We start from the raw sequence: 24728 nt of genomic DNA, 5'->3' as shown, positions 1-24728 counted from the left end.
CAAAGGATCATGTGCGGCCAAAATCACCAGACGTCACGATACGTTACAAAATGGCCACATTGACAGGAGGGCAATTGACACGCCCGTAACGCGGGTGAAGTCTCTAGCCGCTGCCCACCATGACAACGATGTCATGGCTGATCGGAGGGAACCGGAATCGTTATGATCATTGACTTCTGCCTCCTGCCGCCTCTTGTCTAGCCGAGAGCCACGCTCAGGCATGGACACATCCACCCGCGGGCACCGCGACGATCGCCCCCGCCGGACTTCGCCTCCGGCCCTCACGACGAGGCGGCCGGGCTCGTCCCCCGGCGGCGACCGGCCCGCGGCGCGTAACCGCTTACGACCGAGGCGACAGCGCACGCACACCACCCATCGGGCGAATCGTGCGAGGAATGAATTAATTTAGATTCTGTGGAAAGCCCCTGTCTTCCAGATGCGGCCCAGCCGCACCACGGTTGACGAACCGATACGAACCTCCCGGAGGAAAGCATGTCGGTGGTGACCTGGCGCGGTCCCCTGCAGGACGTGTGCGGATCCCTCTGCCGGCCCGGAGACGGCGACGCCGCCGTCTCCCGGCCGTACCCGGCACGGGTCCGGATCGCGGTGAGCCGGCCATGAGCGACGCGCCCGTCCTGTTGGAGATGCGTTCGATCACCAAGGAGTTCCCCGGGGTCAAGGCACTCTCCGACGTCAACCTGGTGGTGCGGGCCGGTGAGATCCACGCGATCGCCGGGGAGAACGGCGCGGGCAAGTCCACCCTGATGAAGGTGCTCAGCGGGGTCCATCCGTACGGCACCTACTCCGGCGAGATCCTCTACCAGGGCACGGAGAGCCGCTTCTCCGACATCCGGGCCAGCGAACACTCCGGCATCGTGATCATCCACCAGGAGCTCGCCCTGGTGCCCGGCATGTCCATCACCGAGAACATCTTCCTCGGCAACGAACCGGGCCGCGGCGGCGTGATCAACTGGAAGGTCGCCAACCGCCAGGCACTGGAGCTGATGGCCCGGGTCGGCCTGGAGGAGGACCCGGACACGCTGATCAAGGACATCGGCGTGGGCAAGCAGCAGCTCGTGGAGATCGCGAAGGCGTTCGCCAAGGACGTGAAGCTCCTCATCCTCGACGAGCCCACCGCAGCCCTGAACGAGGCCGACTCCCAGCACCTGCTGGACCTGCTGCGCGACTTCAAGCAGCGCGGCATCACCTCGATCATCATCTCCCACAAGCTCAACGAGATCGCGCAGATCGCCGACGCCATCACCATCCTGCGGGACGGCCGGACGATCGAGACCCTCGACGTCAAGGCGGACGGCGTCGACGAGGACCGCATCGTACGGGGCATGGTCGGCCGGGAACTGCACAGCCGGTTCCCCGACCACACTCCCGAGATCGGCGAGGTCTTCTTCGAGGTCCGCGACTGGACGGTCCGGCACCCGGTCTCCGCCGAGCGCCTGGTGGTCAAGAACTCCAGCTTCACCGTGCGCCGCGGCGAGATCGTCGGGTTCGCCGGCCTGATGGGGGCCGGACGCACCGAGCTGGCGATGAGCGTCTTCGGCCGGTCGTACGGCACCTACGTCTCCGGGCGGATCTTCAAGGACGGCCGGGAGATCGTGCTGAAATCGGTGTCGGACGCCATCGCGCACGGCCTGGCGTACGTCAGCGAGGATCGCAAGTCGATCGGCCTGAACCTGCTCGACGACATCAAGACCTCGATGGTGTCCGCCAAGCTGTCCAAGGTCTCCACCCGCGGCGTGGTCGACCCGGTGCGGGAGCATCGGGCGGCCGAGAGCTACCGGACGAGCCTGCGGGTCAAGGCCCCCACCGTCGACGAGGGGGTGACCAAGCTCTCCGGCGGCAACCAGCAGAAGGTGGTGCTGGCGAAGTGGATGTTCACCGATCCCGACCTGCTGATCCTCGACGAGCCGACCCGGGGCATCGACGTGGGCGCCAAGTACGAGATCTACGGCATCATCCAGCGACTCGCCGAACAGGGCAAGGGCGTCATCGTCATCTCCTCGGAGCTGCCCGAGCTGATCGGCCTGTGCGACCGGATCTACACGGTGTTCGAGGGGACCATCACCGGCAACATCGACCGGCGAGACGCCGACCCGGAGCTACTGATGAAGCAGATGACCTCAGCGAAGAAGGCCCGCCGATCATGAGCCGCGTGAAAGAACTCCAGAAGTCCCTGTTCGGAGGGACGACCTCCAACGCCCGGCAGTTCGGGATGATCTTCACGCTGGTGGCGATCGTCCTGCTGTTCCAGATCCTGACCGACGGCCTGACGCTGAACTCCGGCAACCTCATCTCGCTGGTGAGCCAGTACTCGTACATCCTGATCCTGGCCATCGGGATGCTGATGGTGATCGTCGCCGGGCACATCGACCTCTCCGTGGGCTCGATCGCCGCGTTCGTCGGCATCGTGGTCGCGAAGGTCATGCAGGACTACTCGGTGCCGTGGTTCCCCGCCATCCTGATCGGCCTGGCGGTCGGCGTCCTCATCGGCACCTGGCAGGGCTTCTGGGTGGCCTACGTCGGGGTGCCGGCCTTCATCGTCACCCTGGCCGGCATGATGCTGTTCCGGGGCGGTAACCAGTACATCGGCAACGCCGACACCATTCCCGTGCCCGAGGGGTTCAGGGTGATCGGTGCCGGCTTCCTGCCCGAGGTCGGCCCGGACACCGGGTACAACAACCTCACACTCCTGCTCGGCCTGCTGATCTGCGTGGCGGTGGTGGTCCGGGAGTGGAGGGCCCGCCGGACCCGGCGGGAGATGGCGGCCGACGTCGCCCCGATGTGGATCTCGGCGATCCGGGTCGCCGTCCCGATCGTCGTGGTGGTGTTCGCGGCCCTGCAGTTCGCCGGTGGCCGGATCGGGACCAGCTTCCCGATCTCCGGGATCATCCTCGGCGTCCTGGTCGTGGTCTACGGGTTCGTCACCCGCAACACGGCGGGCGGCAGGCACATCTACGCGGTCGGCGGCAACGCCCGGGCCGCCGAGCTGTCCGGTGTCAAGCTCAGGCGGGTCAACTTCCTGGTGATGATGAACATGTCGGTCCTGGCGGCCCTGGCCGGCATGATCTTCGTCGCCCGTTCGGCCGCCTCCGGGCCGCAGGACGGCATCGGCTGGGAGCTGGACGCGATCGCCGCCGTCTTCATCGGTGGCGCGGCGGTCTCCGGCGGCCTGGGCACGATCAGCGGATCCATCGTCGGCGGTCTCGTCATGGCCGTGCTCAACAACGGCCTGCAGCTGATGGGCGTGGGATCCGACCGGGTGCAGATCATCAAGGGTCTGGTCCTGCTGCTCGCCGTCGCGCTCGACGTCTACAACAAGAGGCAGGGGCGCTTCTCGGTCATCGGATCGCTGACGCGCCCGTTCCGCCGGGAGGCACCGACCGGCCCGGCGTCCGGCACCGAGGCGGACCAGGAACGCGGCAAGAGTCCGGTGGCCGGCTGACGGCCACCACAGGCGGGGCGGAAGACCTCCGCCCCGTCCTACTTCGAAGAAGGGCGTCTTGAAAATGCGCAATATCCTCGTCAGGGGGGTGGCGGCCGGGGCCATCGCGCTCCTGGCTCTCACCGCCTGCGCCTCCGAGCGTTCGCAGACCCCCGCCACCGGTACGGGCGCCTCCCCCGGCTCCACCGAGGCCGCCAAGGGCTTCGCGGCCGACTCGCTGATCGGCGTCGCGCTGCCGTCGAAGACCTCGGAGAACTGGGTCCTCGCCGGTGACCTGTTCACCAACGGCCTGAAGGAGGCCGGTTTCCAGTCCGACGTGCAGTACGCCGGCTCCTCCACCACCGTCGCCGACCAGCAGGCGCAGATCTCGACCATGGTCACCAAGGGTGCCAAGGTCATCGTCATCGGCGCGACCGACGCCGCGCAGCTGAGCACCCAGGTGGAGGCCGCCAAGGCCGCCGGCGCGACCGTCATCGCCTACGACCGGCTCATCAAGAACACCGGCGCCGTCGACTACTACATCGCGTACGACAACTTCAAGGTCGGCCAGCTCCAGGGCCAGGCCCTGCTCGACGGCATGAAGGCGAAGAAGGCGAACGGCCCCTACACCATCGAGCTGTTCTCCGGCTCGTCGGACGACAACAACTCGGCGGTCTTCTTCGACGGCGCGATGGACGTGCTGAAGCCGAAGATCGACGACGGCACCGTGGTGGTCGGCTCCGGCCAGACCGACGTCAAGCAGACCGCCACCGACGGCTGGAAGGCCGAGAACGCCCAGCGGCGGATGGACTCGCTGCTGACCTCCACCTACGGCAGCAAGACCCTGGACGGGGTGCTCTCCCCCAACGACACGCTGGCCCGCGCCATCATCACCTCGGTCAAGGGTGCCGGCAAGGACCTGCCGGTGGTGACCGGCCAGGACTCCGAGGTGGAGTCGGTCAAGTCGATCGTGGCCGGCGAGCAGTACTCGACGATCAACAAGGACACCCGCGAGCTGGTCAAGCAGACCATCCAGATGGCCAAGGACCTACAGGCCGGTAAGCAGCCCCAGGTCAACGACACCAAGTCGTACAACAACGGGGTGAAGGTCGTCCCGTCGTACCTGCTGGAGCCGCTGATCGTGACCAAGGAGAACGTCGTGGAGGCGTACGCCAACGACCCCAAGCTGGCCCCGCTCACAAAGTAGCGGCGCCCGGCTGGAGTCAGCCACGTTCACGGGTCCCCGGAAGCTCGCAGCCGGGGACCCGTTCTCGTTGCCGCTTTCGTTGCCGTGCGGCGTCCTTGTTGCCGAGCGGCGTCGCTCTCACGGTTGGCGCTCACCACCCGTTCGCCCTGCGGAACAGCGCATCGTAGGGGTCGGGTTTCATATCCACCCGGATCCACTCGGCGACCTGATGCCGAGGCAGGCGATGGGCTTGCCGGACGTCGTAGCCGTGCGGTGCGCACAGGTCGATGAGATCGCCTCGCTGCCAGTTTCGGTCCGCGAGGCAGCCGGTCCCGTCGGCGACGAACGCTTCAACCGCTTGGATCGCGCATCTGGGCACCACGCAGTTGTGCACCTCGTCGCGGCGTCGGTGCTCGATCCGCTCGGCGTCGCTCACCATTGGGGCCTCCTCAGGTCTCGCGGCCAGGGTATGGCCCACCGGCCACAGCGACGACCTACCCCGAGACGATCCTCGTGATCCGCGGCCCGCGCGACCGCGGGATTTTTTTCCGTACGGTGAGATCATGTTCTTCGAGCCCCCGCCGGCACAGGAAGAATCGACTCGCCCACCCAAGCCCGGACTGCCCGCTTGGTACGCTCCGCCGGCGGAGGAGATGGGCGCGGTGATGACCAGCGGTCTGGTGCTGGCCCGCACCCCGGACATCGTCATCACCCTGCCGACGATCCAGGCTTTCAGAACCGGCTGCCTGATGAACGTGGACATCGCCATGAGGCGGCACACCATGTCCGCCGCCGAGCGGTTGGTCCCGTACTGGCCGGATTCCGCACAGGGCGAGTAGAGCCTGACCAGCGTGGATCGCCGTGAGTCCCGCTCGACTTCCGGCCGCGCGTCCGGGCCACTCCGTGTCCTGGTCAAGCCGCTCGGCGCGTGCTCGTGCCGGATGCCGGTGCGGGGAGGTGGTGGGCGCCCTCGCCCTTCTTGCAGGTGGCGCGGACCCCGTACAGGCGGACCCCGTAGAGGCCGGGGCTCCGGCCGATCAGTGGGCCTCCCCCGGTCTGGACCCGAGCGATCATCAGGTCCCGTGGACCAAGGTCTTTCAAAGCACCCTTGTCATGAACACGCTGTACGGGTCGGGCCGGTAGTCCGCGAACGGCTCGCAGTAATCGAATCCGAACTTCTCGTACAGCTTCCGGGCGGGCAGGAAGAACTCGTCAGCGCCGGTCTCGAGGCTGAGCCGGGTGAACCCCATGCATCTGGCCTCGGTGATGATGTGCTCCAGCAGCAGGGACGCGGTCCCGCTCCGCTTGCGCGTCGGCGCGGTGCGCATCGACTTCACCTCGGCGTGGCCCGCGTCCAGCCTCTTGATCGCACCGCAGCCCACCAGGCTGTCACCGTCCATGACCGACCAGAACGTGATCTCGGGCTTGCGGAGCCCGTCCAGATCGAGGGCGTGCTTGCTCTCCAGGGGCGTGATGGATCGCATCTCCTGGACGTGCTCATCGAGAAATCCAGCGATCTCCGGACCGGAGAGGTCGTCGAGGACAATCTTCAACTGCTCGCCTTTCTTCGGGGCCTCGGTCCCGCGGTTGCCACATCACATTCTCGGGCCACTTGGAGCCGGAGGTGACCGTGGAGGCGTTCGGCGATTTCGCCGGCCCCGCCGCAGGCTTGTCCCCGTCACCCCGCGAGGCACCGCCGTCGATCGTCGTTCATCGGGCGCCGGAAGACACCGTTCAGGCGGTGAAAGACACCGCTCGGGCGGCGATGGGCGAGAAGGCGGTGGCGTCGCCCTTGCGGACCACGCTGGTGTCACCGTTGACGCCGATCGGGATGTCGCCGGCCAGTGTGATGCGGTGGAGAAGCCGGGGCAGGTCGTCGTAGTCCGCGACGGCGTAGTGCTGGGTGGCCCGGTTGTCCCAGATGGCGATGTCGCCCTCGCGCCAGTTCCACCGCACCGTGTTCTCCAGGCGGGTGATGTGCCGCTGCAGCAGGGAGAACAGATCGTGGAAATCGGCACTGCTCAGGCCCGTGAACGACCGGACGAAGTGGCCGAGCAGCAGGGACGGCTCTCCGGTCTCCGGGTGGATGCGGACGACGGGGTGCTCGGTCTCGAATTCGCTGCTCCGGAACTGCTCGCGGTACTCCTGCTCCTTGACGTCGATCCCGCCGATCTGCGGGCGCTGCGCCGTGTAGTCGTACAGGTTCGAGTGCACCGCGCGCAGTTGGCCCGCCAGCGCCTGCAGGCCGGGGTGCAGCCGCCGGTACGCCTCCACCGTGTTGGCCCACACCGTGGTCCCGCCGTAGGGCGGCAGCGTGATGGCGCGCAGCACGCTGATCGCCGGGATCCGGTCGACGAAGGTCACGTCCGTGTGCCAGCTGTTGGCCTTGCCCTGCTCGGAGTCGATCGGGAGCACGGCCTCACCGTCGCCGGTCACCGTCGGGTGCGGCTTGGTGACGGTGCCGAGCAGCCTGGTGAACGCGTGCTGGTCGGCGTCGGTGGCATGTTGCTGGTCGCGCAGGAAGACCACACGGTGGCGCAGCAGCGCGGCGCGCAACTCGGCGACCGCCGCCGCGTCGGCGTCGCCGCCCACCCGGATGCCGCCGACGACCGCGCCGATCACGCCGCCGACCTGCGTGACGTCGATGTGCTGGTAGGAGCCGTCGGCGACGACAGGCGCCTCGTGGTCATGGAGCTGGGTCATTCCCTGGCACCTTTCGATGGGCGATGTACGGGTGGGCCGTATCACAGCGTGTGCCGGGAGAAAATAAATGTCAACTATTCCTACAGGTTTAATAGGGAAATTTGCACGTCCCGCCTGACCGGGGACGACCGGGCGGGATCGTCCAGCAGGTGGGGCTCGCTCACCCGGCCACCTCGATGACGATCTTGCCTCGCGCGTGACCGGCCTCCACCGTCCGCAGTGCCTCGGCCGCCTCGTCGAGCGGGAAGGTCTCGGTCACGTACGGCCGCAGCACGCCCTGCGCGACAAGCCGCGCCACCGCCTCCAGCACCTCGCGGTTGCGCTTACGCGCCACGGGCGAACCGCCCAACCGCGCCACGGTGTCCCGGTCGGCGGCGGTGATCAGCTTCGAGGGGTCATCCAGGAGGCCGGCCACTGCCACCAGTGCGTCCCCGCCGACCAGGTCGTAGATCGCGTCGACTCCGTCGGGGGCGGCGGCCCGCACCCGGTCGGCGACGTCCGGCCCCGGCTCGACGTGAACCACGCCGAACTGCTCGACGAAGTCCTTCTTGGCGGCACTCGCGGTGCCGATCACCCTGAGCCCGGCGTTCCCGGCGATCTGCGCCGCGGCCACGCCCACCCCGCCGCCGACGCCGACGATCAGCAGTGTGGCACCGGGGGGCAGTTCGAGCTGGTGCACGCCGTCGTAGGCGGTGGCCGCCGCGATGGGCAACGTGGCGGCGTCCGCGAACGACACGGCGTCGGGCTTGTGCGCGGCCAGCTCGGCCGGCAGGAGCGTGTACTCCGCGTAGCCTCCGGTGAGGGGGTTGCCGAACACCGCGTCACCGGGCTCGAACCCTTCGACGCCCCCGCCGACCTCCTCGACCACCCCGGCGACCTCTCCGCCGAGGACGGCCGGCAGCTCGGCCGCCGCCGCGCCGGGCGGAAGGTACCCCGCCCTCCGCTTCCAGTCGACGGGGTTGACCCCCGCCGCCTTCACCGCGACCAGGAGCTGACCGGGGCCGGGGACGGGGCGGGGAAGGTCGGCGAACGTCTCCGTCTCGGGCCCGCCGTGCTGGGTGTACGTGTACGCCTTCGGCATGTCGTTCCTCTCTATCTATTCTATTCCTACATGAATAGTAGAGATAGGAATCTTATTCCCTGCATGAGCAGGATGCCCGGGAAACTCCCGGCGGCGGGCCGGACCGGCGGAAAATCGCTCGCCTCCTCCGGCCACCCTGCGTCAACATGGTCATGACCGTGGGTGTTCAGAGGGATGGATGGCCATGCTGGGATTACCCGATCTCCCCGGAGACAGACCGTCCGCCCGAAGGTCGGCCGTCCTGCTGACGCTGCGGTATTACAACGGGGAGCTGCTGAAGCAGTGGCGGGTCGCCGTGCCCGCGCTGATCCTGCCGGCGCTGGGAAACACCTGCCTGTTCTACATGGCGCCGCTGGCGGTGGGCGCGATCGTGGGGCGTCTGTCCGAGGACGGGGACGGCACCACCATCGCCGTGCTCATGCCGTACGTGCTCGGCTTCGGCGCGCTGCTGCTCGCGGGCGAGGTCCTGTGGCGGGTGGGTCTGCACTTCCTGTACCGCACGGAAGCCGTGGGCATCGAACGGCTCGGGGCGACGGGCATGGACGAGTTGCTGGCCAAGGACGCCGCGTTCTTCCACGACAACTTCGCCGGCTCGCTGACCAAACGGGTGCTGAGTTTCTCCGGCGGGTTCGAGAGCTTCGTGGACACGCTCACGTTCTCGATCATCGCCAAGGTGGTGCCACTCGCGTTCGCCTCGGTGGTGCTGTGGCGATACCACCCGCTGCTGGTCTTCGTGCTCCTGGGCCTCATCGTCGTCACCGGCCTCCTCGTCGCCCCGCTCATTCGCCGTCGCCAGAGGCTGGTGGACCAGCGTGAGGCGGCCAAGGTGCGGGTGTCCGGGCACGTCGCCGACGTGCTGACCAACATGGAGACGGTCCGCGCGTTCGCCGCCGAGGACCGCGAGGCCCTGAAGCACCGGACCCGGGTCGCCGAGCAGCGCAGGCTGACGCTCCGTTCCTGGGACTACGGCAACCTCCGGGTGGACACCGTCATCGCACCGCTGTCGATCCTCACCAGCACCGTCGGCCTGCTGCTCGCCGTCGCCCTCCGCGGTGGCCTGGGCGTGGAGGCGGTCGTGGTGACGTTCAGCTACTACACGACCTCGATCGGCATCATGTTCGAGTTCAACCAGATCTACCGTCGCATGGAGAGCGTGCTCACCGAGTCCGCCCAGTTCACCGAGCTGCTCCTCACGCCGCCCGCGGTGGTCGACCCGGACGACCCGCAACCGCTGCGTCCCGCCGACGCCCGCGTCCGGTTCGAGCGGGTGACGTTCGCGCACACCGGCAATCCGCCCCTGTTCGACGGCCTGGACCTGGACATCCCCGCCGGCACCAAGGTCGGCCTGGTCGGCCGGTCCGGCGGCGGCAAGAGCACCCTCACCCGGCTGCTGCTCCGCCTCATGGACGTCGACGGCGGCCGGATCCTGATCGGCGGCCAGGACATCGCCCGACTCCGCCAGGCCGACCTGCGCGGCCTGATCGCCTACGTTCCCCAGGAGCCCGCCCTCTTCCACCGGTCGTTGCGCGACAACATCGCCTTCGCCCGGCCGGGCGCCACCGACGCCGAGATCCACCAGGTCGCGCGGGCGGCGCACGTCACGGAGTTCGCCGAGGCTCTGCCCGACGGCTTCGACACGCTGGTCGGGGAGCGCGGCGTCAAACTCTCCGGCGGCCAGCGGCAGCGCGTCGCCCTCGCCCGCGCCATCCTGCGCGACGCGCCGATCCTGTTGCTGGACGAGGCCACGAGCGCACTGGACTCCGAAAGCGAGATCCTCGTCCAGGAAGCCCTGTGGAGTCTGATGCGTGACCGTACCGCCCTCGTGGTCGCGCACCGGCTGAGCACCGTCGTCCGCATGGACAGCCTGGTGGTGCTCGACCAGGGCCGCATCGTGGAACAGGGCGACCATCGTGAGCTCCTTCAGGCCCAAGGGCCGTACGCCCGCCTGTGGCACCACCAGTCCGGCGGCTTCCTGCTCGAAGAGGACACCTCGGACACCGTCCACCGCTGACGCGAGGGTGTCCCCGTCCTCCCCGTCCTCCCCCGGGCGATCTCGAAGAGCCGGAGCGTCCGCCGAGCCGCAACTTTCGTCACATACGTGAAAGTTTCACCGGCGCGGTGTCGTCCGCCCAGATCATCAGGGCGGACCGAGCGCGGTGTTTGAGGTTCCGCGGCCCGCGTGCCTACGGTGCTGGCATCCGCACAGTGATCCGGTCAAGGAGTTCATCTATGCGCGCCCGCTTCGTCCCGGCCCTGATTCTGGCCCTGCTCGCGCTGGTCATCACCGCCCCCGAGGCCCGCGCCCAGGTGGTGGGCGGCTTCGACTTCTCCCGGGCGCAGGTCTCCGTCACGGGCCTTCAGGTTCCCTGGGGCCTGGCGTTCCTGCCGGACGGCAGCGCGCTGGTGTCCGAGCGCAACACCGGACGCATCCTGCAGGTGAGACCGGGCCAGACGCCCACGGCGGTCGCCACCGTCAGCGGGGTGAGCGCCTCGGGTGAGAGCGGCCTGCTCGGCATCGCCGTGTCGCCCGCCTACGCCCAGGACGGCTGGGTGTACGCGTACTTCACCAGCACCGCCGGGGACAACCGCCTGGTCAGGCTGCAACTGACCGCACCCCAGACACAGACGGTGATCTACTCCGGGATCCCGAGCAACACCTTCCACGACGGCGGCCGCATCGCCTTCGGGCCGGACGGCATGCTCTACGTGGCGACCGGCGACGCCGGAAACACCGCCAACGCGCAGAACGTCAACAGCCCCGCCGGGAAGATCCTGCGCATGACGCCCACCGGCGGCGTGCCCGCGGACAATCCGATCGCGGGCTCCCGCGTCTGGACCTACGGCCACCGCAACGTCCAGGGCCTGACCTGGGACTCCCAGGGCAGGATGTACGCCGCCGAACTGGGGCAGAACACCCGGGACGAGGTCAACCAGATCGTCGCGGGCTCCAACTACGGCTGGCCGACGTGCGAGGGCACATGCACCAACCCCTCCTTCCGCAACCCGATCGTCACGTGGACGACCGCCGAGGCCTCGCCGAGCGGGCTGGTCTGGGCCAACAACACGCTCTTCGTCGCCGCGCTGCGCGGCCAGCGGCTCTGGGCGGTGCCGCTGACCGGCGCCGGTACGCCCGGCACGCCGCTGGCCGAGTTCCAGTCCGCCTACGGGCGGCTCCGCACGGTCGCGGTCGGACCTGACGGCTGGCTCTGGGTGACGACCAGCAACCGGGACGGCCGCGGCACCCCGGTGGCGCAGGACGACCGCATCGTCCGCGTCCCGCCGGCCGCCACCGAGGGCGACACCACCCCGCCGACCGCGCCGGCCGGCCTCGCCGCGTCGGGGACGACCTCCACCGCCACCACCCTGACCTGGACCGCCTCCACCGACAACACGGGCGTGACCGGCTATGACGTCCTGCGCGCACCGGGCGCGTCCGGCGGCACCTTCACCCAGGTGGGGACCTCGGCCACCACCACGTTCGCCGAAACGGGGCTCACCGCGAACACCACGTACCGCTACCAGGTCCGGGCCCGCGACGCGGCGGGCAACCTCTCGCCGGTATCGAACACGGCGACGGTCACCACCACCGCGGGCGGCGGGGGCACCGGCGGATGCTCGGTGACGGCGACCGTCCAGTCCCAGTGGGGGAACGGGTACGTGATCCAGCCGGTCACGGTCACCAACACCGGCACGTCCGCGATCAACGGCTGGACCGTGACCCTCACGCTGCCGAGCGGCCACACCGTCACCGGCTCGTGGAACGCCGCGCTGACCGCCGGCGGGCAGACCGTCACGGCGAGGAGCGCCGGGCACAACGGCGCGCTCGGCGCCGGCCAGAGCACCACCTTCGGCTTCCAGGCGAGCCGCCCCAACGGCAACACCCAGACGCCGTCCGGCTACCGGTGCACGAGCCCCTGAGTTCCGGCCGCACCTGACAAAGTCGGCGCGCCCCGGCGGCCACCGGGTGGCGCGCCGACGCGCCCATGCCAAGAAGAACAGCGCAGCCGGTGGCCGAGGAACCGGCCTTGACCTCTCCTGCCACGCTGACGCCCCTTGGGACGGTCTCGCATGATGCGAGCCGCTACTGCGGCGGACGTCGACCCCGACCCTGCGGAGGGACGGCGAGAGTTCGCCGATGCGCCGCCCTGCCGCGGCTACGAGATCCCACAACAGCTGGTGGACGATGTGCGTGGCACGACCTACCACGCGTCCACCGCGACATCGCGGGCGGCCGACGACTACCTGAAGCAGCGCGCGCTCCCCGATCGACTGACGGTCCTCGGCAAGCCGCTACTGGTGATCTTCGGCAGGGAGGACCGGAGATGGCGATCCTCGCCACGGGCAAGATCAAATCCAAGGACGCCGCCGCGGGCTGGGCTCTCGCCCACCTCCCCCCGGAACACCGTCGCGTCCTAGAGCACGCCAGGTATCTGTACCGCAACTGTCACTACGAGGATGAGAGCTGGAGTCACGAACTGAAGGCCCAGGTGCGCCCGCACGTGGACGAAGTGCTCACCCACATCGACAATCTGCGCCGACAGGGGTGAACCTACGCCCACCGGTTCGGCGGCTTTCCGGTTGAGGACGACACCCGGACGACGCGCTCCAGCACTGACCTGACCGCGACCGGCTACGGCCGGTGCTGCCGCCCGATCTGGACCGCGACCCCGTCCAGCAGGAGCCGCAGCCCGGCCTCGAAGAACGCGGTCAGTTCGAATTCCAGGTGGTCGTCGAGAGGCGCCGTGGGCGTTGAGAGCCTGGCATGAAACGTCAGGAGGTGGGCGGTGTACCACTGGTCGGGCGACAGCCCCGTGTGCCGCTCCGCGTCGTGCTGCGCCTCCAGGTTCGTGGCCGTTCCTCTTACGTGGTTGGCCACCGCCCACCACACGACCCGGGCCGCCTCGGGGTCGAGGCCGAGCCCGAGCACGGCGTTCATGCTCCAGGTGCCGAACCTGAGCATGTTGGACAGCGGCTGCGGATGGGTGAGCGACATGAGACGGGACAACCAGGGGTGGCGCAGATAAAGGCGCCACTGCAGGCGCGCCGCGAGTTCCAGATGGGCCCGCCAACCCGCCGGAGGCTCCTGTGGTAGCTCCAGCTCGCCGAACACGGCGTCGGCCATGAGCGTGGCCAGTTCCTCCTTGTCGCGTACCAGGCCGTACAGCGACATGGTGGGCATGCCGAGCATCGTCGTGACGCCGCGCATGGACACCGCCTCAAAGCCCTGCGCGTCCGCGATGGCGATCGCCGCGCGCACGACCCGCTCGCGCTCGACGTTCTGATCGGCCACCATCGGACGCCGCTCCCGGCTCGCGTGGCCCGCCCCGCGACGAGGCGCGGGTGCGGGGGTGGATACGGGGACGGGTTCGGCCACGACGGTGCCGACGCGGGGGACGGCCACCACCCTCCCCCGTCGGCGCAGCGTGTCCAGCGCCTTGGTGGCGGTCGCGATGGCCACTCCCCACTGTGCGGCGGCCTGCCTGATGGAGGGGACGCGGTCGCCGGGCCGCAACGTGCCCGTGTCGATGCGCCGCTCGATCTCCCGCACGATCCGCAGGTACGGCGGCGCGGAGCCGCTCCCAGCTCGCTGCATGGCCGATCGCCTCCCAACTCCTGCACTAGGGCAGTTACGACTCGATCGCAGCGGCCGGGCAGCCATCGTCCCGCCCCTGGTGAGCGGCCGATTCACTGGCCTAGTACATCGCGGGCGGCCGCCCTGTACCGGTGTTTTCCCGGTGTACCGTCACGCTTCGTACACCGTACAACGAATCGACCTGAGGTGAGCATGCGCCACTACGACCGTTACCTGCACGGGCCTTTCGCCCCGGTAAAGGAGGAGGTCACCGCCTACGACCTGCCCGTGACCGGACGCCTGCCCGCCGACCTGAACGGCCGCTACCTGCGGCTGGGCCCGAACCCGCTCGGCGTGGAGGACCCCATCACGCACTTCTGGGCCTTCGGCGCGGGAATGGTGCACGGCGTGCGCATCCGCGACGGCCGAGCCGAGTGGTACCGCAACCGCTGGGTCCGCTCGACGGAGGTCTCTGACGCACTGGACAGGATGCAGCGCGGGCTGCAGCCGCCCGCGTTCCTGCCGCCCTCCCCGAACATCCACGTGCTCCGTCACGCCGGGCGCACCCTGGCCCTGTCGGAGGCCGGCGGACTGCCGCACGAACTCGGCTACGAACTCGACACGATCGGGGAGTGCCCCATGGGCGCCACGCCCGAGGGTTCCAGCGCCAACGCACACTCGAAGATCGATCCGCGCACCGGCGACCTACACTCGGTGGCGTACGTGCTGGGACGTCCGTTCGCGCAGCACATCGTCACCGATCCGGCGGGAACGGTCACCCGGGTCGCTGACATCCCGCTGCCTGGGGACCTCCCGTTCCTCCACGACTTCGCGCTGTCGGAGAACTTCGTGGTCGTCTTCGACATCCCGCTGACGTTCAGCATGGACGCGATGCGCTTCGGCTGGGACCCCGCGCACCAGGCCCACGTGGGCGTCCTGCCCCGGGCGGAAGGGCAGGTCCGCTGGTTCCCCGTCGATTCCTTCTACGTCAGCCACATCCTCAACGCCCACGACGACGGCTCGACGATCACCGTGGACCTGATCGTCGCCGAGGGACCCGTGGACGTCACCGATCCCGGCGGCATCAAGCCCAGGCTCGACCGCTGGACCATCGACCTACGCGCCGGGCGGCTGGAGCAGCGATGCGTGGACGACCGGGCCCAGGACTTCCCGCGCGTGAACGACGCCTACGCCTCCCGTCCGCACCGCTACGGCTACTCCGCGGTGACCCCGGTGTACGGCATGCAGTTCACTCCCGAAGGCCCGCACCCTGACGACGCGTTCACCAACGCGCTGGTCAAGCACGACCTGGTGCGGGGCACGACGGAGGTGCACGGGTTCGCGCGGGACGCCGCCGTCGGTGAGGCCGCGTTCGCCGCAGACCCGAGCGGCGATCAGAACGAGGGCGCGGAGGACGCCGGTTACCTGATGGCCTACGTCGCCGACCCCGAGCGCGGCGCCTCGGACCTGGTGATCCTGTCCGCTCAGGACTTCACCGGGCAGCCCGTGGCCCGCGTCCACCTGCCGGTACGCGTGCCCCTCGGCTTCCACGGAAACTGGATCCCGGACGCCTGAAAGCCGAAGGCCGCCGGGTTCGTCAGCCACGGCGTGCACGGCGGCACCCGGGCCGTGGAGCACCTGCGGCTGACCATGACCGAACTGCAGGTCGCCAACGTGCGCACCCAAGTCGCGCTGTCGGCGTTCACCGACTTCGAGATCACCGACCCGGCCGAGCCCGGCGTGATCGCCCCCGGCCCCTACCAGGAGCCCACCCTGAACGAGCTGCTCGACGAGGTAATCGCCTGGTCCCGGGCCCTCAAGCCGCTGCGCGAGGTCACCTCGCAGGCGGTATCCGCCTGACAGGCACGCATCAGAGGAAGAGAGAACGATCCCATGCGTTACCGACTGCTGGGCCGTACCGGACTGCGGGTTTCCGAGGTGTTCCTGGGTGCCATGACCTTCGGTGAGGCGGGGTTCGGCGCGTCCCGGGAGGAGTCCGGCCGCATCCTGGACGTATACGCCGAGGCCGGGGGCAATGTCGTCGACACGGCGAACTTCTACGCCGGCGGCCAGAGCGAGAGTCTGCTCGGCGAGCTGCTGGAGGGCCGCCGAGACCGGTTCGTCGTGGCGACCAAGTACACCGTCTCCCGCGACGGCACCGACCCCAACGCCGCCGGCAGCCACCGCAAGAACCTCACCCTGTCACTGGAGGAGAGCCTGCGGCGACTGCGCACCGACTATCTCGACCTGTACTGGGTCAACCTGTGGGACCGGCACACCCCAATCGAGGAGACGATGCGGGCGCTGGACGACGCCGTCCGCGCCGGAAAGATCCTGTACGTCGGCATCTCCGACGCCCCCGCCTGGATCGTCGCCCAGGCCAACACCCTGGCCGAGCTACGCGGCTGGACACCGTTCGCGGCCCTGCAGGCGCCCTACAACCTGCTCAACCGCGATATCGAACGCGAGCTGTTGCCGATGGCCGAGGCGTTCGGCCTGACGGTCGCCGCCTGGGGGCCGCTCGCCCACGGCGTCCTGTCGGGCAAGTTCACCCGCCCCCAAGGCCCGCAAGGGAGCACCCGGATCGCCCCCGGCTCCCTCGGCGCTCACGAGCACGCCGCCGCCCGAGCCGTACAGGAGGTCGCCGATGACGTGGGGTCGACCCCCGCGCAGGTAGCCATCGCCTGGGCGCGGGCGCGGTCACGGGCCGTGCACCCGATCCTGGGCGCCAGAACCGCCGAGCAACTCCAGGACACCCTGAGCGCCCTCGACCTCGTCCTGCGCGACGAAGCGCTGCGAAGCCTGGAGGAGGCCACCGACTTCACCCTCGGTTTCCCCGGCGACTTCCTCGCGGAGGCGGGCCCGCCGGCCGTGTTCGGCGAGGCCTTTGCCCGACTCGACGGGAGACGACTCCCGTGATCGAAACAGGTGCACGGGGAGAGTAGTGCGCACTGTCCCGTACCCCAGCGTTTGTCCTGGTCAACGGTGACCTTCATGATCTTCCTTGATCCTTCTCAGTCGTGCAGGGATCCGCCGCCGTCAATGGACCATGTCTGACCGTTGGGCCACCAGGAGCTCATCGAGCACATGACCATCACCTCAGCGGAAGACACCGTCGCAAGCGCTCGGATGGCTCAACTCATTGAGTTGTTGTCAGTAACCGAAGATCACGTTGTGTGATGACGGCAGGGTCCAATCGTGCTCGCGGTAGAGCAGGACCAGTGCCGCTTGGGTGATCTTCGCGATGCGCCACGGGTCGAGACTGACCCGGCGCAGGGCTTTGAAGGTGACGGTGAGCAGGGCGTTGGCGCGTTCGCCGACTCCGCGCAGGCCGCGCAGGAGCTTGTTGTAGGTGTGCTGATCGTCGCTGAGCTTGTGCTGGCCGGCTTTCTTCTTGATCGGGACGTGGATGATGTCGGCGGCGCCTTCGTAGCCCAGGTCGGCCAGGATCGGCAGGTCTGCGCAGATGGCCGCCAGGGCGGTGATGGTGCCGTGATGGCGGGCGCAGGTCATGTCGTGTTCGCGGCCGCGCCGGACGTCGGAGACCCACAGGGGCCAGCCGTCGGGAGCGGAGATGACCTGGATGTTGCCGCCGTGGTGTTGGTGCTTTCCGGACCACCACAACTGCCCAGCCCACGCGAACCTCGCGACGTCCGGACCTACCTTGCGATCAAACGTGCAACGTTCGAACTACCCCTGCGAGAGAGAATCCTGCGTTTCGTGCCTTCCCTGCGCCTTCTCGGGGGTGTCGGTGCACCGCTCTTTGCGGCCCAGGGACAGAAATTGCTCCTCAAGGAGGAGCAGCAGCGCGGCGGCCGTCATCAGGCCGCCGACCAGAAAGGTGCCGCGCACGCTGATGAGGGGAAGCAGCAGGCCGCCCGCGAGGGCGCCCGCGGCCACGCCCAGGTTGTAGGCGGCGCCGTTCGCGGCGATGGCTGTTTCCGTGCGGCCCGGCGCGAAGTGCATGACCTGGCTCTGTGTGGCCATGAAGATGGGCCCCAGCGAGGCGCCGAGGAACACGATCGTGATCACTGCCAGGGTCTGCGACTCGCCTGCGGCGGACAGGCCGAGCAGTGCCACCGCCTGCGTCGTCACGGGGAGCGTGAGGGTCGCCCGGGGAAAGCGGTCGAGGAGCCGCCCGTACACCGCGACGCCGACGATGCCGGTGATGCCGAGGACCAGGAGCAGGGTGCTGACGGAGGACTCGCTGAACCCAGCTTCGTCCACCAGGAACGTGGAGATGTAGGTGTACCCGGCGAAGACGCCGGTGACCGTGAGCCCGGTGACGGTCAGCACGACCGCGAACCGGCGGGTGTCCGGCGCCACGCCGCGCACGGCGTGCCCCGCCTCCTCCGGACGGGACGTCGGCAGCACAGTGGCGATCACGATGAAGGAGGGGATGGCCAGCGCGCCGACCACCAGGAACGGCACCGGCCAGCCGGCCTGCTGGCCCAGCCAGGTGCCGCCGGGCACCCCGAGGACGAGGGCGAGCGAACCGCCCACGGACAGCGCTCCTATGACGCGCCCGCGGACGCGCGGGGGAAACAGGCCGACCGCGACGGGCCCCATCACCGCCCAGAACAGCGCCTGGGCCACCGCAGTGACCAATCGGCTCGCCAGCAGCACCCAGTACGAGGAGACCAGAGCCGCCACGACGCTCGCGAGGAACAGCGTGGCCAGCAGGACGCAGAGGACTAACCGACGGGGGACCGAGCGGGTCACCGTGGCGATCGGCACCGAGACGAGGGCCACGGTCAGGCCATAGCCAGACACCAGCAGACCGACGGCCGACAACGACTGGCCCAGGTCCTCCGACATCAGCTTGAGAATGCCGATCGGCAAATTCTCGGTGGTATTGAAGGCGAACGCGCCCAGCATGAGCGCACCCACCACGGCCACACCACGCCACTTCGTCGACTCCGTCGTCATATATCCTCCACGTTCACAGCGAGCCATTCCGATCTCAGCCTGAAGGCTGAGGTGGGACGGTGCGCGCTGCCTGAACGCGGAGGATGGTGCAGTCGGTGCTTCACTGATAGGCGCTGAGCCGGTCACCGCGGACCTGGCCGGCGCGGACTTGCAGGCAATGAGCTGTCGTCTGTAACTGTTCGTCGCTCTGCGTAGGGCTCGATTGTCTCGGTATGCCGCGGCCCGGTGGTCGACATGGGTAAAGCCCCTGATAGAAGTGGTCTTGACTAGAGATCAACTTCATAACCAGAGGCTTCACGCGCCCACCAGTGTCACATACTCGGCGACCCTCGACGTCCGCCGGGAGACCGTGCTGTTCCTGTCCGCCCAGCTGCACGCCGAGCGCCGCCGCCGGGGCACCCGGCGCGGCCGCGAACACGACATGACCTGCGCCCGCCACCACGGCACCATCACCGCCCTGGCGGCCATCCGCGCAGACCTGCCGATCCTGGCCGACCTGGGCTACGAAGGCGCCGCCGACATCATCCACGTCCCGATCAAGAAGAAAGCCGGCCAGCACAAGCTCAGCGACGATCAGCACACCTACAACAAGCTCCTGCGCGGCCTGCGCGGAGTCGGCGAACGCGCCAACGCCCTGCTCACCGTCACCTTCAAAGCCCTGCGCCGGGTCAGTCTCGACCCGTGGCGCATCGCGAAGATCACCCAAGCGGCACTGGTCCTGCTCTACCGCGAGCACGATTGGACCCTGCCGTCATCACACAACGTGATCTTCGGTTACTGACAACAACTCAATGAGCAGAGCAGGAAGGCGCACCACAGGATCGCCGCGATGCGCGGCCGGCTGACGCGGGCCCAGAAGAGCGGTGACGCCGATGAATATCATTCGGTCACCCCACAGGAAGGCGTTATGGCAGACAAGTATGTTCGGCGCGGACATTGAGGGAGAAAGTCCGGATCAAAAAAGAAGCAGACGTCAGGGTGGGTGATCGTGGCCGCCATCGTCGGCGCGGCCTGGTTGTGGAGCGGACCACCGGCTGCTGGGGACCGCCGAGCCGGACCGATTCGTTGAGCCTGCGCAGGGCGGGGCGGCTGAGCTCACCGGTGAAACAGCGCACACGCCGACCCGGGCGCGGCATGTGACAACCTCAGTGAGCCGCCGTTCGCAGTGCGAAGGGTTTGGTGCTGCCGCCGGAAATGCGGATGGTCACCACATGGCAGGGCTCGGCCTGCCCTGGCCGCTATTGATGGACAACTCGTTTTGCCGCTACACGGGTGAAAACCTGAGGTGACTCGGCTGGTTGTACGCCGCCGCGTGTTAGCCGTACCTCTGACCTACGCCGACGCCCTCACTCCTCGATCGGGTGGGGGCGTCGTCATGTCCTGGTGCCCCAAAGAAACTGAATTCACCTGCCAACCTACGCCACGAACCGACCGTCTACATTCGCCCCATATTTCACATGCTGGAGGATGCACCAGTGCGCTCTTTCCCCCTGGCCCTGTCCGCTGTCGCCTTGGCCATGGCGCTTGTTCCCGTTGTGCCGGCGCAAGCCGCCGCGCTCCCCGCGGTCCAGTTCGCGAAGATCTACTACAACTCGCCCGGGTCGCCGGACAACGGGGCGAACAGCAGCCTGAACGGCGAGTGGGCGCAACTCAAGAACACCACCCGGAAGGCGATCAACCTCAAGGGGTGGACCCTCCGCGACAAGACATCCGCACCGGATCACGTCTACACCTTCGGTACGTTCACCCTCGGCGCCGGGAAGACGGTCACGGTGCGGACCGGTAAGGGTACGAACACCTCGACCACCCGCTACTGGGGCCGGGCCGGAGGGACGTTCGCCTACATCTGGAACCAGGCCTCAGACACGGGGTACGTCCGCAACCCGGCTGGAAAGCTCATCGACTCCTGCTCGTACAACAGCTCCCGGGTCGAGTCGGTCAACTGCCTGTAGCCGTACGACAAGGAGAGCCCTCGCCCATCACGGGCCAAGACCCCAACTCTCAGGGGACTCATTTCAGTTGAACTGGCGGCGTACCTCTCCGCCTCTGTAGGCGATGATGTGCCGGGCGTCGAGGTAGAGGCCGACCTTTCGGTCACCTCGACGTCGTAGCCGGTCTTCTCCTTCACCCCCGTACGGCGGCCTACGGCAGAGGTTCACCTCATGGTCAGGGATCTCCCGCCGGAGTGATGCCTACGGGGCGAAGGTGTCCCAGGCCGCCTGCCGTACCTCCAGATGCGGGGCGTCGCGTAGGTCGCGGAGGAGTTCGCGCCACGGATCGGCCCAGTCGGTCCGTTCTCCGACGACGCGGGTGAGCGCGAGGGCGAACAGGCCCGCGGCGAGGTCGTCCCGGTTCGCCAGGCGCCGTGCCGCCGGCAGTACGGTATCGGGTCCGATGTCGCGCACGGCTCCATACCCGAGGCAACCTGATATCGCGCTGTCCGCGGTCGCCGCCGCGAGGATGGGCCGGTCACGAAGCAGGTCGGCCAGAAGACACAGGTCATCCCCGAGTTCCACAGGTCCGCGCTCAGCGGATTCCCCGAGCAGGGCCGCGCCGAGCCGGACGGCCTGGGAGAGCAGGAGCGGCTGAGCAGCCAGGATGCCCACGGCGTCGCGGATCAACCGGTTCCGCCAGGAGTTGCCGTCGGAGTACCGGACAGAGATCAGCTCCTCGACTATGGCGGTCACCCGGTCTCGCGAGGGGGTCTTCAGAGAGCCGGCCTGGCCGTCGTCGGGTACGGCGGCGGCCAGCCGGGTGAGGACGTCGAGCGCCTGCGGCCGGATGGTCCCGGTCCGCAGCAGGGCGAGGAACATCGACAGGACGGACTCGCCGCCTTCCGCCTGGGGGTCGCCCACGGCCGTCGCGATCTGCTCCACGTCGCCCCGGTACCAGTGCGCCCAGGCAGTGAACGCCTTCGATCCTCGGAACCGCACACCAGGAAGGGTGGCCGCCGAGAGGAGCCGGCCCATCAGATCCGCGTAGCCGGGGCGGACGGGGGGCGCGTACTCCAGCGGGCCGGCTTGGAAGAGCATGCGAAACATCGATTCGTTGGCGTACCGCCCGACCGCCGTCCCGAGCGCGTCCAGAGTCCGTGCGTCCTCCGGCATCCGGAGCAGCGCCGAGGCCACCGCTGCTCGCACGTCGCGGTGCAGGTCGGCATCCGCCCACACCCGAAGGAGCAGGTCAGCCGCTCCCAGCGGACGGTTCCGCTCCACCTGGCGCGCGACGTGCTTGCGCAGGGTCACCTTGCCACCGGGGTCCGTCAACGCCTGTTCCAGGAGGGGACCGAGCCGAGACGGGGTGACCGAGCGGCAGCACCGTGCCAGGGCGGCCACCGCCACCCGGGAGGCGGCTCCCCGAGCGTGTTCGAGTAGCACGGGCAGCGCCTGGGCGGGCGAATCCGTGCTCGCCATCGCCGCGATGGCCGCTTCGGCCAGCACCGTCTCCTCTCGGGCCGCCCACTCCCTCAGAAGCTCCAGGCCACCGCCGATCCGGCCCGCCGCCTGGATGGCGGCCAGCCGATCGGTGACGGGCAGCCCGCCGTCGCCGACGACGGACACGAGCCGTGCGCGCACGTGGTCGCGTTGACCGGGGGTCCACCTGCCTGCGACGACGCCGTCGACGGGAGGTACCCACGGCCCCCCGGTGAACCGGCCCTGATGGACTCCGCTCAGCGACGGCAGGAGCAGGTCGGTACGCCGTCCGGCCACCGTGCGCCAGACGGCGGGCAACCTCACGGCGGACGGGTCCTCCCGCACGAGTTCGACGACCCGTTCCTCCCGCTCCGCCGGGCGTGCCAGCCACAGGCAGGCCGCCTGGCGGGCGATCGGCTCTGGTGCCACGCGCACCGCGGCCCGAAGGTCGTCCTGGAGTTCGTCCAGTGTCCACGACCTCCGGCCGAGCGCCCGGGCCAGTGCCACGGCCAGAGTGAAATCCCCCCGGTCCCGCGCGGCGCGCAGCTCTGGGCGAAGCACCGCGAAAAGGTCGCGCTCCTGGCCGCGGCGCAACACCCGGTCCAGGCCGTGCGACGTCGCCGCCGGCTCAGTCCCCCATCGGCGCCTGCGCGAGGGAGGGGACTGCGCCGCCGGAGCGGAAAGCCCGTCGGCTCCGTGGCGCGCCACCAGCTTGGCGTACGTCCCCAATGCCCAGGCCGTCAAGGCAGGCGTCGTCGCGGAATCGTGGTGTCGTACCACCCGTCCGGCCAGGCGTCGCAGCGCCTCCTGGGTGGCGAGGGAGGAATCCGGCGCGTCGACCGCGGCGGCGGCGACGCGCTCCAGGATATCGGCGAAGGAGTCGTCCAGTAGAGCCGGTGCGACGCCGCCGATCGCGGTCAGCAGGTCACGGCGGAGCGGGTCCTGTTCGTTGGCGATGCGTCCGGCCAGCTCGGCGAGGAGCTCACGCAGCGTCTCACCGTCCCGAGCACGGGCCGCGCAGCGCAACAGCAGGGATCGGCCCAGTCCCCGCCGTCGCGGATCACCGCCGAAGGCGGCTTCCCGCAACGGGCCTGTGGCCTCCGCGAGCGGCAGGTAGGAGGCGAGTTCCAGCGGGATGGAGGGATCGTCCAGGTGTGCTCGGGGGGACTGCCACACCGAGGCATGCCATGCGAGCATCCGCCGCGCTTCGGCCGCCGCGCGTTCGGAGGGGAGCGAGTCCAGCAGCGGCATCGCCCACAGGCCTGAGGAACCGCCCATCTGCTCGGCGACGGCATCGAAGATCGACCCCCTGCGTTCCGGCGGCAGCGACCGCAGTACGGTGACCAGCTGATGAGGGTTATCGGAGGCCACGGCCAGGATCTCCGCCTCCGGGCATGACCGCAGACGCTTGACCAATGCTTTCGGCGGCCAGGACCAACTGGTCCTCGACCCGCGCGTGAGCACCCGCGTGGTACGGACGGCGTCAGCCTCGAACAGCGCGCCCAGAACCCCCGCCGGGAGCGGGATGCGCGGGAACCACAGGTCGTGCCGCTCCAGCAGGTCCAGCATGCGCGTCGGCTCGGCGAGCGCCGCGAGTGCCGTTCCCACGCCACGGCGGCGCCACCAGCTCCACGCGTGGATCCCGGCGGACAGCTCCTGATCCGCGGCCTCCAGCACGGCGCCGGCATGGCTTTTGCTCAGCGCGTGCCACGATGTCACCGCGTGAGCGAGGTCGGGCAGCCATCGCGAGACGGTCGGACCGCCGCACGCCGGCAGCAGTGCGGCCGCCTCGCGGTCCCCCCACCGGGCGTGGACGTCCGGCAGCAGCCTCTCCGCCGTCTCCCGGCGGCGGGCGATCACCAGCGTGCGGTACAGCGCGAGACGCAGCTCGGCAGGGGCGTCGTGCAGAGCGGCAGTGACCGCCTGGTCCCCGATGGGGAGGGTCCGCACCGCTCGCAGGGCCGCACGACGCAGATCCATGTCCGGCCCGGCGAGAACCGCTTCGACGAAACCGAGTTCCCGGGCCGCCATGGCCATGTGGAGTGCCGTGCGTCGCTCGTCCCGGCCCTGCCGATGGAGATCGGCCAGAAGGTCGCGCAGCTGAGAGGTGCCGGCCATACGGCGGGCGAGCAGTGCCAGCTCCCGCATGCGTTGCGGGTACGGCAGGGGGTCGAGGTGCTTCAGCGATTCGGCAGTGACATGATCGGCCGGTCCCCGGACCGGCTCGTGGGGCCTCAACGGCCTGGGCGGAGATCGCCCTTTCTCTTGGTCATGTCATCATCATGATCTATCGCTCCCTTACCCGCAAGCCGGACGGCACCGTGCCGGTGCGGCTGATATCCGCCGACCAAGTCCTCTCGTGGGCCACGTCAGCACGCACGTGACCGAGACGGTCTACCGTCACG

Annotated in this window: 18 protein-coding genes and 3 pseudogenes; 12 read left to right on the top strand and 9 right to left on the bottom strand. The window is 69.0% G+C overall.

Annotated features, from left to right (window positions below):
• Positions 1–617: 617 nt before the first annotated feature.
• The 3 genes from mmsA to OG587_RS23405 all read left to right on the top strand — a co-directional run bounded on the left by mmsA (position 618) and on the right by OG587_RS23405 (position 4646).
• Positions 618–2165, top strand: a complete 1548-nt coding sequence (gene mmsA / locus OG587_RS23415) for a multiple monosaccharide ABC transporter ATP-binding protein (RefSeq protein WP_329093617.1) — start codon at positions 618–620, stop codon at positions 2163–2165.
• Positions 2166–2170: 5 nt separating this feature from the next.
• Complete coding sequence (mmsB, locus tag OG587_RS23410; RefSeq protein WP_329093615.1) at positions 2171–3460, top strand: multiple monosaccharide ABC transporter permease; 1290 nt, start codon at positions 2171–2173, stop codon at positions 3458–3460.
• 64 nt (positions 3461–3524) lie between these two features.
• Positions 3525–4646 (top strand): sugar-binding protein, encoded by a 1122-nt coding sequence (locus OG587_RS23405; protein ID WP_329093977.1) that lies wholly within the window; start codon positions 3525–3527, stop codon positions 4644–4646.
• A 130-nt stretch (positions 4647–4776) separates the two neighbouring features.
• Here OG587_RS23405 and OG587_RS23400 read toward each other — a convergent pair whose 3' ends face one another.
• Positions 4777–5064 carry a hypothetical protein gene (locus OG587_RS23400; RefSeq protein WP_329093613.1) on the bottom strand — a complete coding sequence of 96 codons (288 nt, stop codon included), beginning with the start codon at positions 5062–5064 and terminating at the stop codon, positions 4777–4779.
• A 124-nt stretch (positions 5065–5188) separates the two neighbouring features.
• On the opposite strand from OG587_RS23400, the gene OG587_RS23395 reads away from it, so the two are divergent.
• Positions 5189–5464 carry a hypothetical protein gene (locus OG587_RS23395; RefSeq protein WP_329093612.1) on the top strand — a complete coding sequence of 92 codons (276 nt, stop codon included), beginning with the start codon at positions 5189–5191 and terminating at the stop codon, positions 5462–5464.
• Between the two features lie 258 nt (positions 5465–5722).
• Here OG587_RS23395 and OG587_RS23390 read toward each other — a convergent pair whose 3' ends face one another.
• The 3 genes from OG587_RS23390 to OG587_RS23380 all read right to left on the bottom strand — a co-directional run bounded on the left by OG587_RS23390 (position 5723) and on the right by OG587_RS23380 (position 8409).
• Positions 5723–6178, bottom strand: coding sequence for a GNAT family N-acetyltransferase (locus OG587_RS23390; RefSeq protein ID WP_329093610.1), 456 nt, complete (start codon positions 6176–6178; stop codon positions 5723–5725).
• Between the two features lie 181 nt (positions 6179–6359).
• Positions 6360–7328 carry a TauD/TfdA dioxygenase family protein gene (locus OG587_RS23385; RefSeq protein ID WP_329093608.1) on the bottom strand — a complete coding sequence of 323 codons (969 nt, stop codon included), beginning with the start codon at positions 7326–7328 and terminating at the stop codon, positions 6360–6362.
• A 160-nt stretch (positions 7329–7488) separates the two neighbouring features.
• Positions 7489–8409: an NADP-dependent oxidoreductase gene (locus tag OG587_RS23380; protein ID WP_329093607.1), complete on the bottom strand. Its 921-nt coding sequence runs from the start codon at positions 8407–8409 to the stop codon at positions 7489–7491.
• A 184-nt stretch (positions 8410–8593) separates the two neighbouring features.
• Here OG587_RS23380 and OG587_RS23375 point away from each other — a divergent pair, with 184 nt between their 5' ends.
• From OG587_RS23375 to OG587_RS23365, 3 genes are all read left to right on the top strand, one after another.
• The gene (locus OG587_RS23375) at positions 8594–10420 is read left to right on the top strand and encodes an ABC transporter ATP-binding protein (RefSeq protein ID WP_329093605.1); all 1827 of its coding nucleotides are present in this window, start codon (positions 8594–8596) and stop codon (positions 10418–10420) included.
• A 218-nt stretch (positions 10421–10638) separates the two neighbouring features.
• Positions 10639–12327 (top strand): PQQ-dependent sugar dehydrogenase, encoded by a 1689-nt coding sequence (locus OG587_RS23370; RefSeq protein WP_329093604.1) that lies wholly within the window; start codon positions 10639–10641, stop codon positions 12325–12327.
• Between the two features lie 404 nt (positions 12328–12731).
• Positions 12732–12956, top strand: coding sequence for an aminoglycoside adenylyltransferase domain-containing protein (locus tag OG587_RS23365; protein WP_443075604.1), 225 nt, complete (start codon positions 12732–12734; stop codon positions 12954–12956).
• 83 nt (positions 12957–13039) lie between these two features.
• On the opposite strand, the gene OG587_RS23360 is transcribed toward OG587_RS23365, so the two are convergent.
• On the bottom strand, positions 13040–14002 hold the full coding sequence (locus OG587_RS23360) for a GntR family transcriptional regulator (protein ID WP_329093603.1): 963 nt from the start codon (positions 14000–14002) through the stop codon (positions 13040–13042).
• Positions 14003–14194: 192 nt separating this feature from the next.
• Between OG587_RS23360 and OG587_RS23355 the strand changes: the two genes are divergently transcribed.
• From OG587_RS23355 to OG587_RS23345, 3 genes are read left to right on the top strand one after another with little or no spacing between them, the layout of a single operon-like run.
• On the top strand, positions 14195–15556 hold the full coding sequence (locus OG587_RS23355; RefSeq protein ID WP_329093601.1) for a carotenoid oxygenase family protein: 1362 nt from the start codon (positions 14195–14197) through the stop codon (positions 15554–15556).
• A gap of 33 nt (positions 15557–15589) precedes the next feature.
• Positions 15590–15841 carry a hypothetical protein gene (locus OG587_RS23350; protein ID WP_329093600.1) on the top strand — a complete coding sequence of 84 codons (252 nt, stop codon included), beginning with the start codon at positions 15590–15592 and terminating at the stop codon, positions 15839–15841.
• A gap of 33 nt (positions 15842–15874) precedes the next feature.
• Positions 15875–16900, top strand: a complete 1026-nt coding sequence (locus tag OG587_RS23345) for an aldo/keto reductase (protein WP_329093599.1) — start codon at positions 15875–15877, stop codon at positions 16898–16900.
• Between the two features lie 234 nt (positions 16901–17134).
• On the opposite strand, the pseudogene OG587_RS23340 reads toward OG587_RS23345, so the two are convergent.
• Together OG587_RS23340 and OG587_RS23335 are read right to left on the bottom strand one after the other, a co-directional pair.
• Positions 17135–17605: pseudogene (locus tag OG587_RS23340) on the bottom strand (transposase family protein); the annotation flags it as partial.
• Between the two features lie 66 nt (positions 17606–17671).
• Positions 17672–18910, bottom strand: coding sequence for an MFS transporter (locus tag OG587_RS23335; protein ID WP_329093598.1), 1239 nt, complete (start codon positions 18908–18910; stop codon positions 17672–17674).
• Positions 18911–19310: 400 nt separating this feature from the next.
• On the opposite strand from OG587_RS23335, the pseudogene OG587_RS23330 reads away from it, so the two are divergent.
• Positions 19311–19691, top strand: a pseudogene (locus OG587_RS23330) (transposase family protein); the annotation flags it as partial.
• Positions 19692–20385: 694 nt separating this feature from the next.
• Positions 20386–20862 carry a lamin tail domain-containing protein gene (locus OG587_RS23325; RefSeq protein ID WP_329093596.1) on the top strand — a complete coding sequence of 159 codons (477 nt, stop codon included), beginning with the start codon at positions 20386–20388 and terminating at the stop codon, positions 20860–20862.
• A 66-nt stretch (positions 20863–20928) separates the two neighbouring features.
• Here the strand turns inward: OG587_RS23325 and OG587_RS23320 are convergent.
• Positions 20929–21038, bottom strand: a pseudogene (locus OG587_RS23320) (DNA mismatch repair protein MutT); the annotation flags it as partial.
• A gap of 64 nt (positions 21039–21102) precedes the next feature.
• Positions 21103–24471, bottom strand: a complete 3369-nt coding sequence (locus OG587_RS23315; RefSeq protein ID WP_329093594.1) for a hypothetical protein — start codon at positions 24469–24471, stop codon at positions 21103–21105.
• Between the last annotated feature and the right edge of the window lie 257 nt (positions 24472–24728).

The organism is Streptosporangium sp. NBC_01469 (assembly GCF_036227305.1).
In the GTDB taxonomy this organism is placed as follows: domain Bacteria; phylum Actinomycetota; class Actinomycetes; order Streptosporangiales; family Streptosporangiaceae; genus Streptosporangium.
The sequence above is the reverse complement of the archived record's forward strand: the minus strand, read 5'-3'. Positions and strand labels throughout refer to the sequence as shown.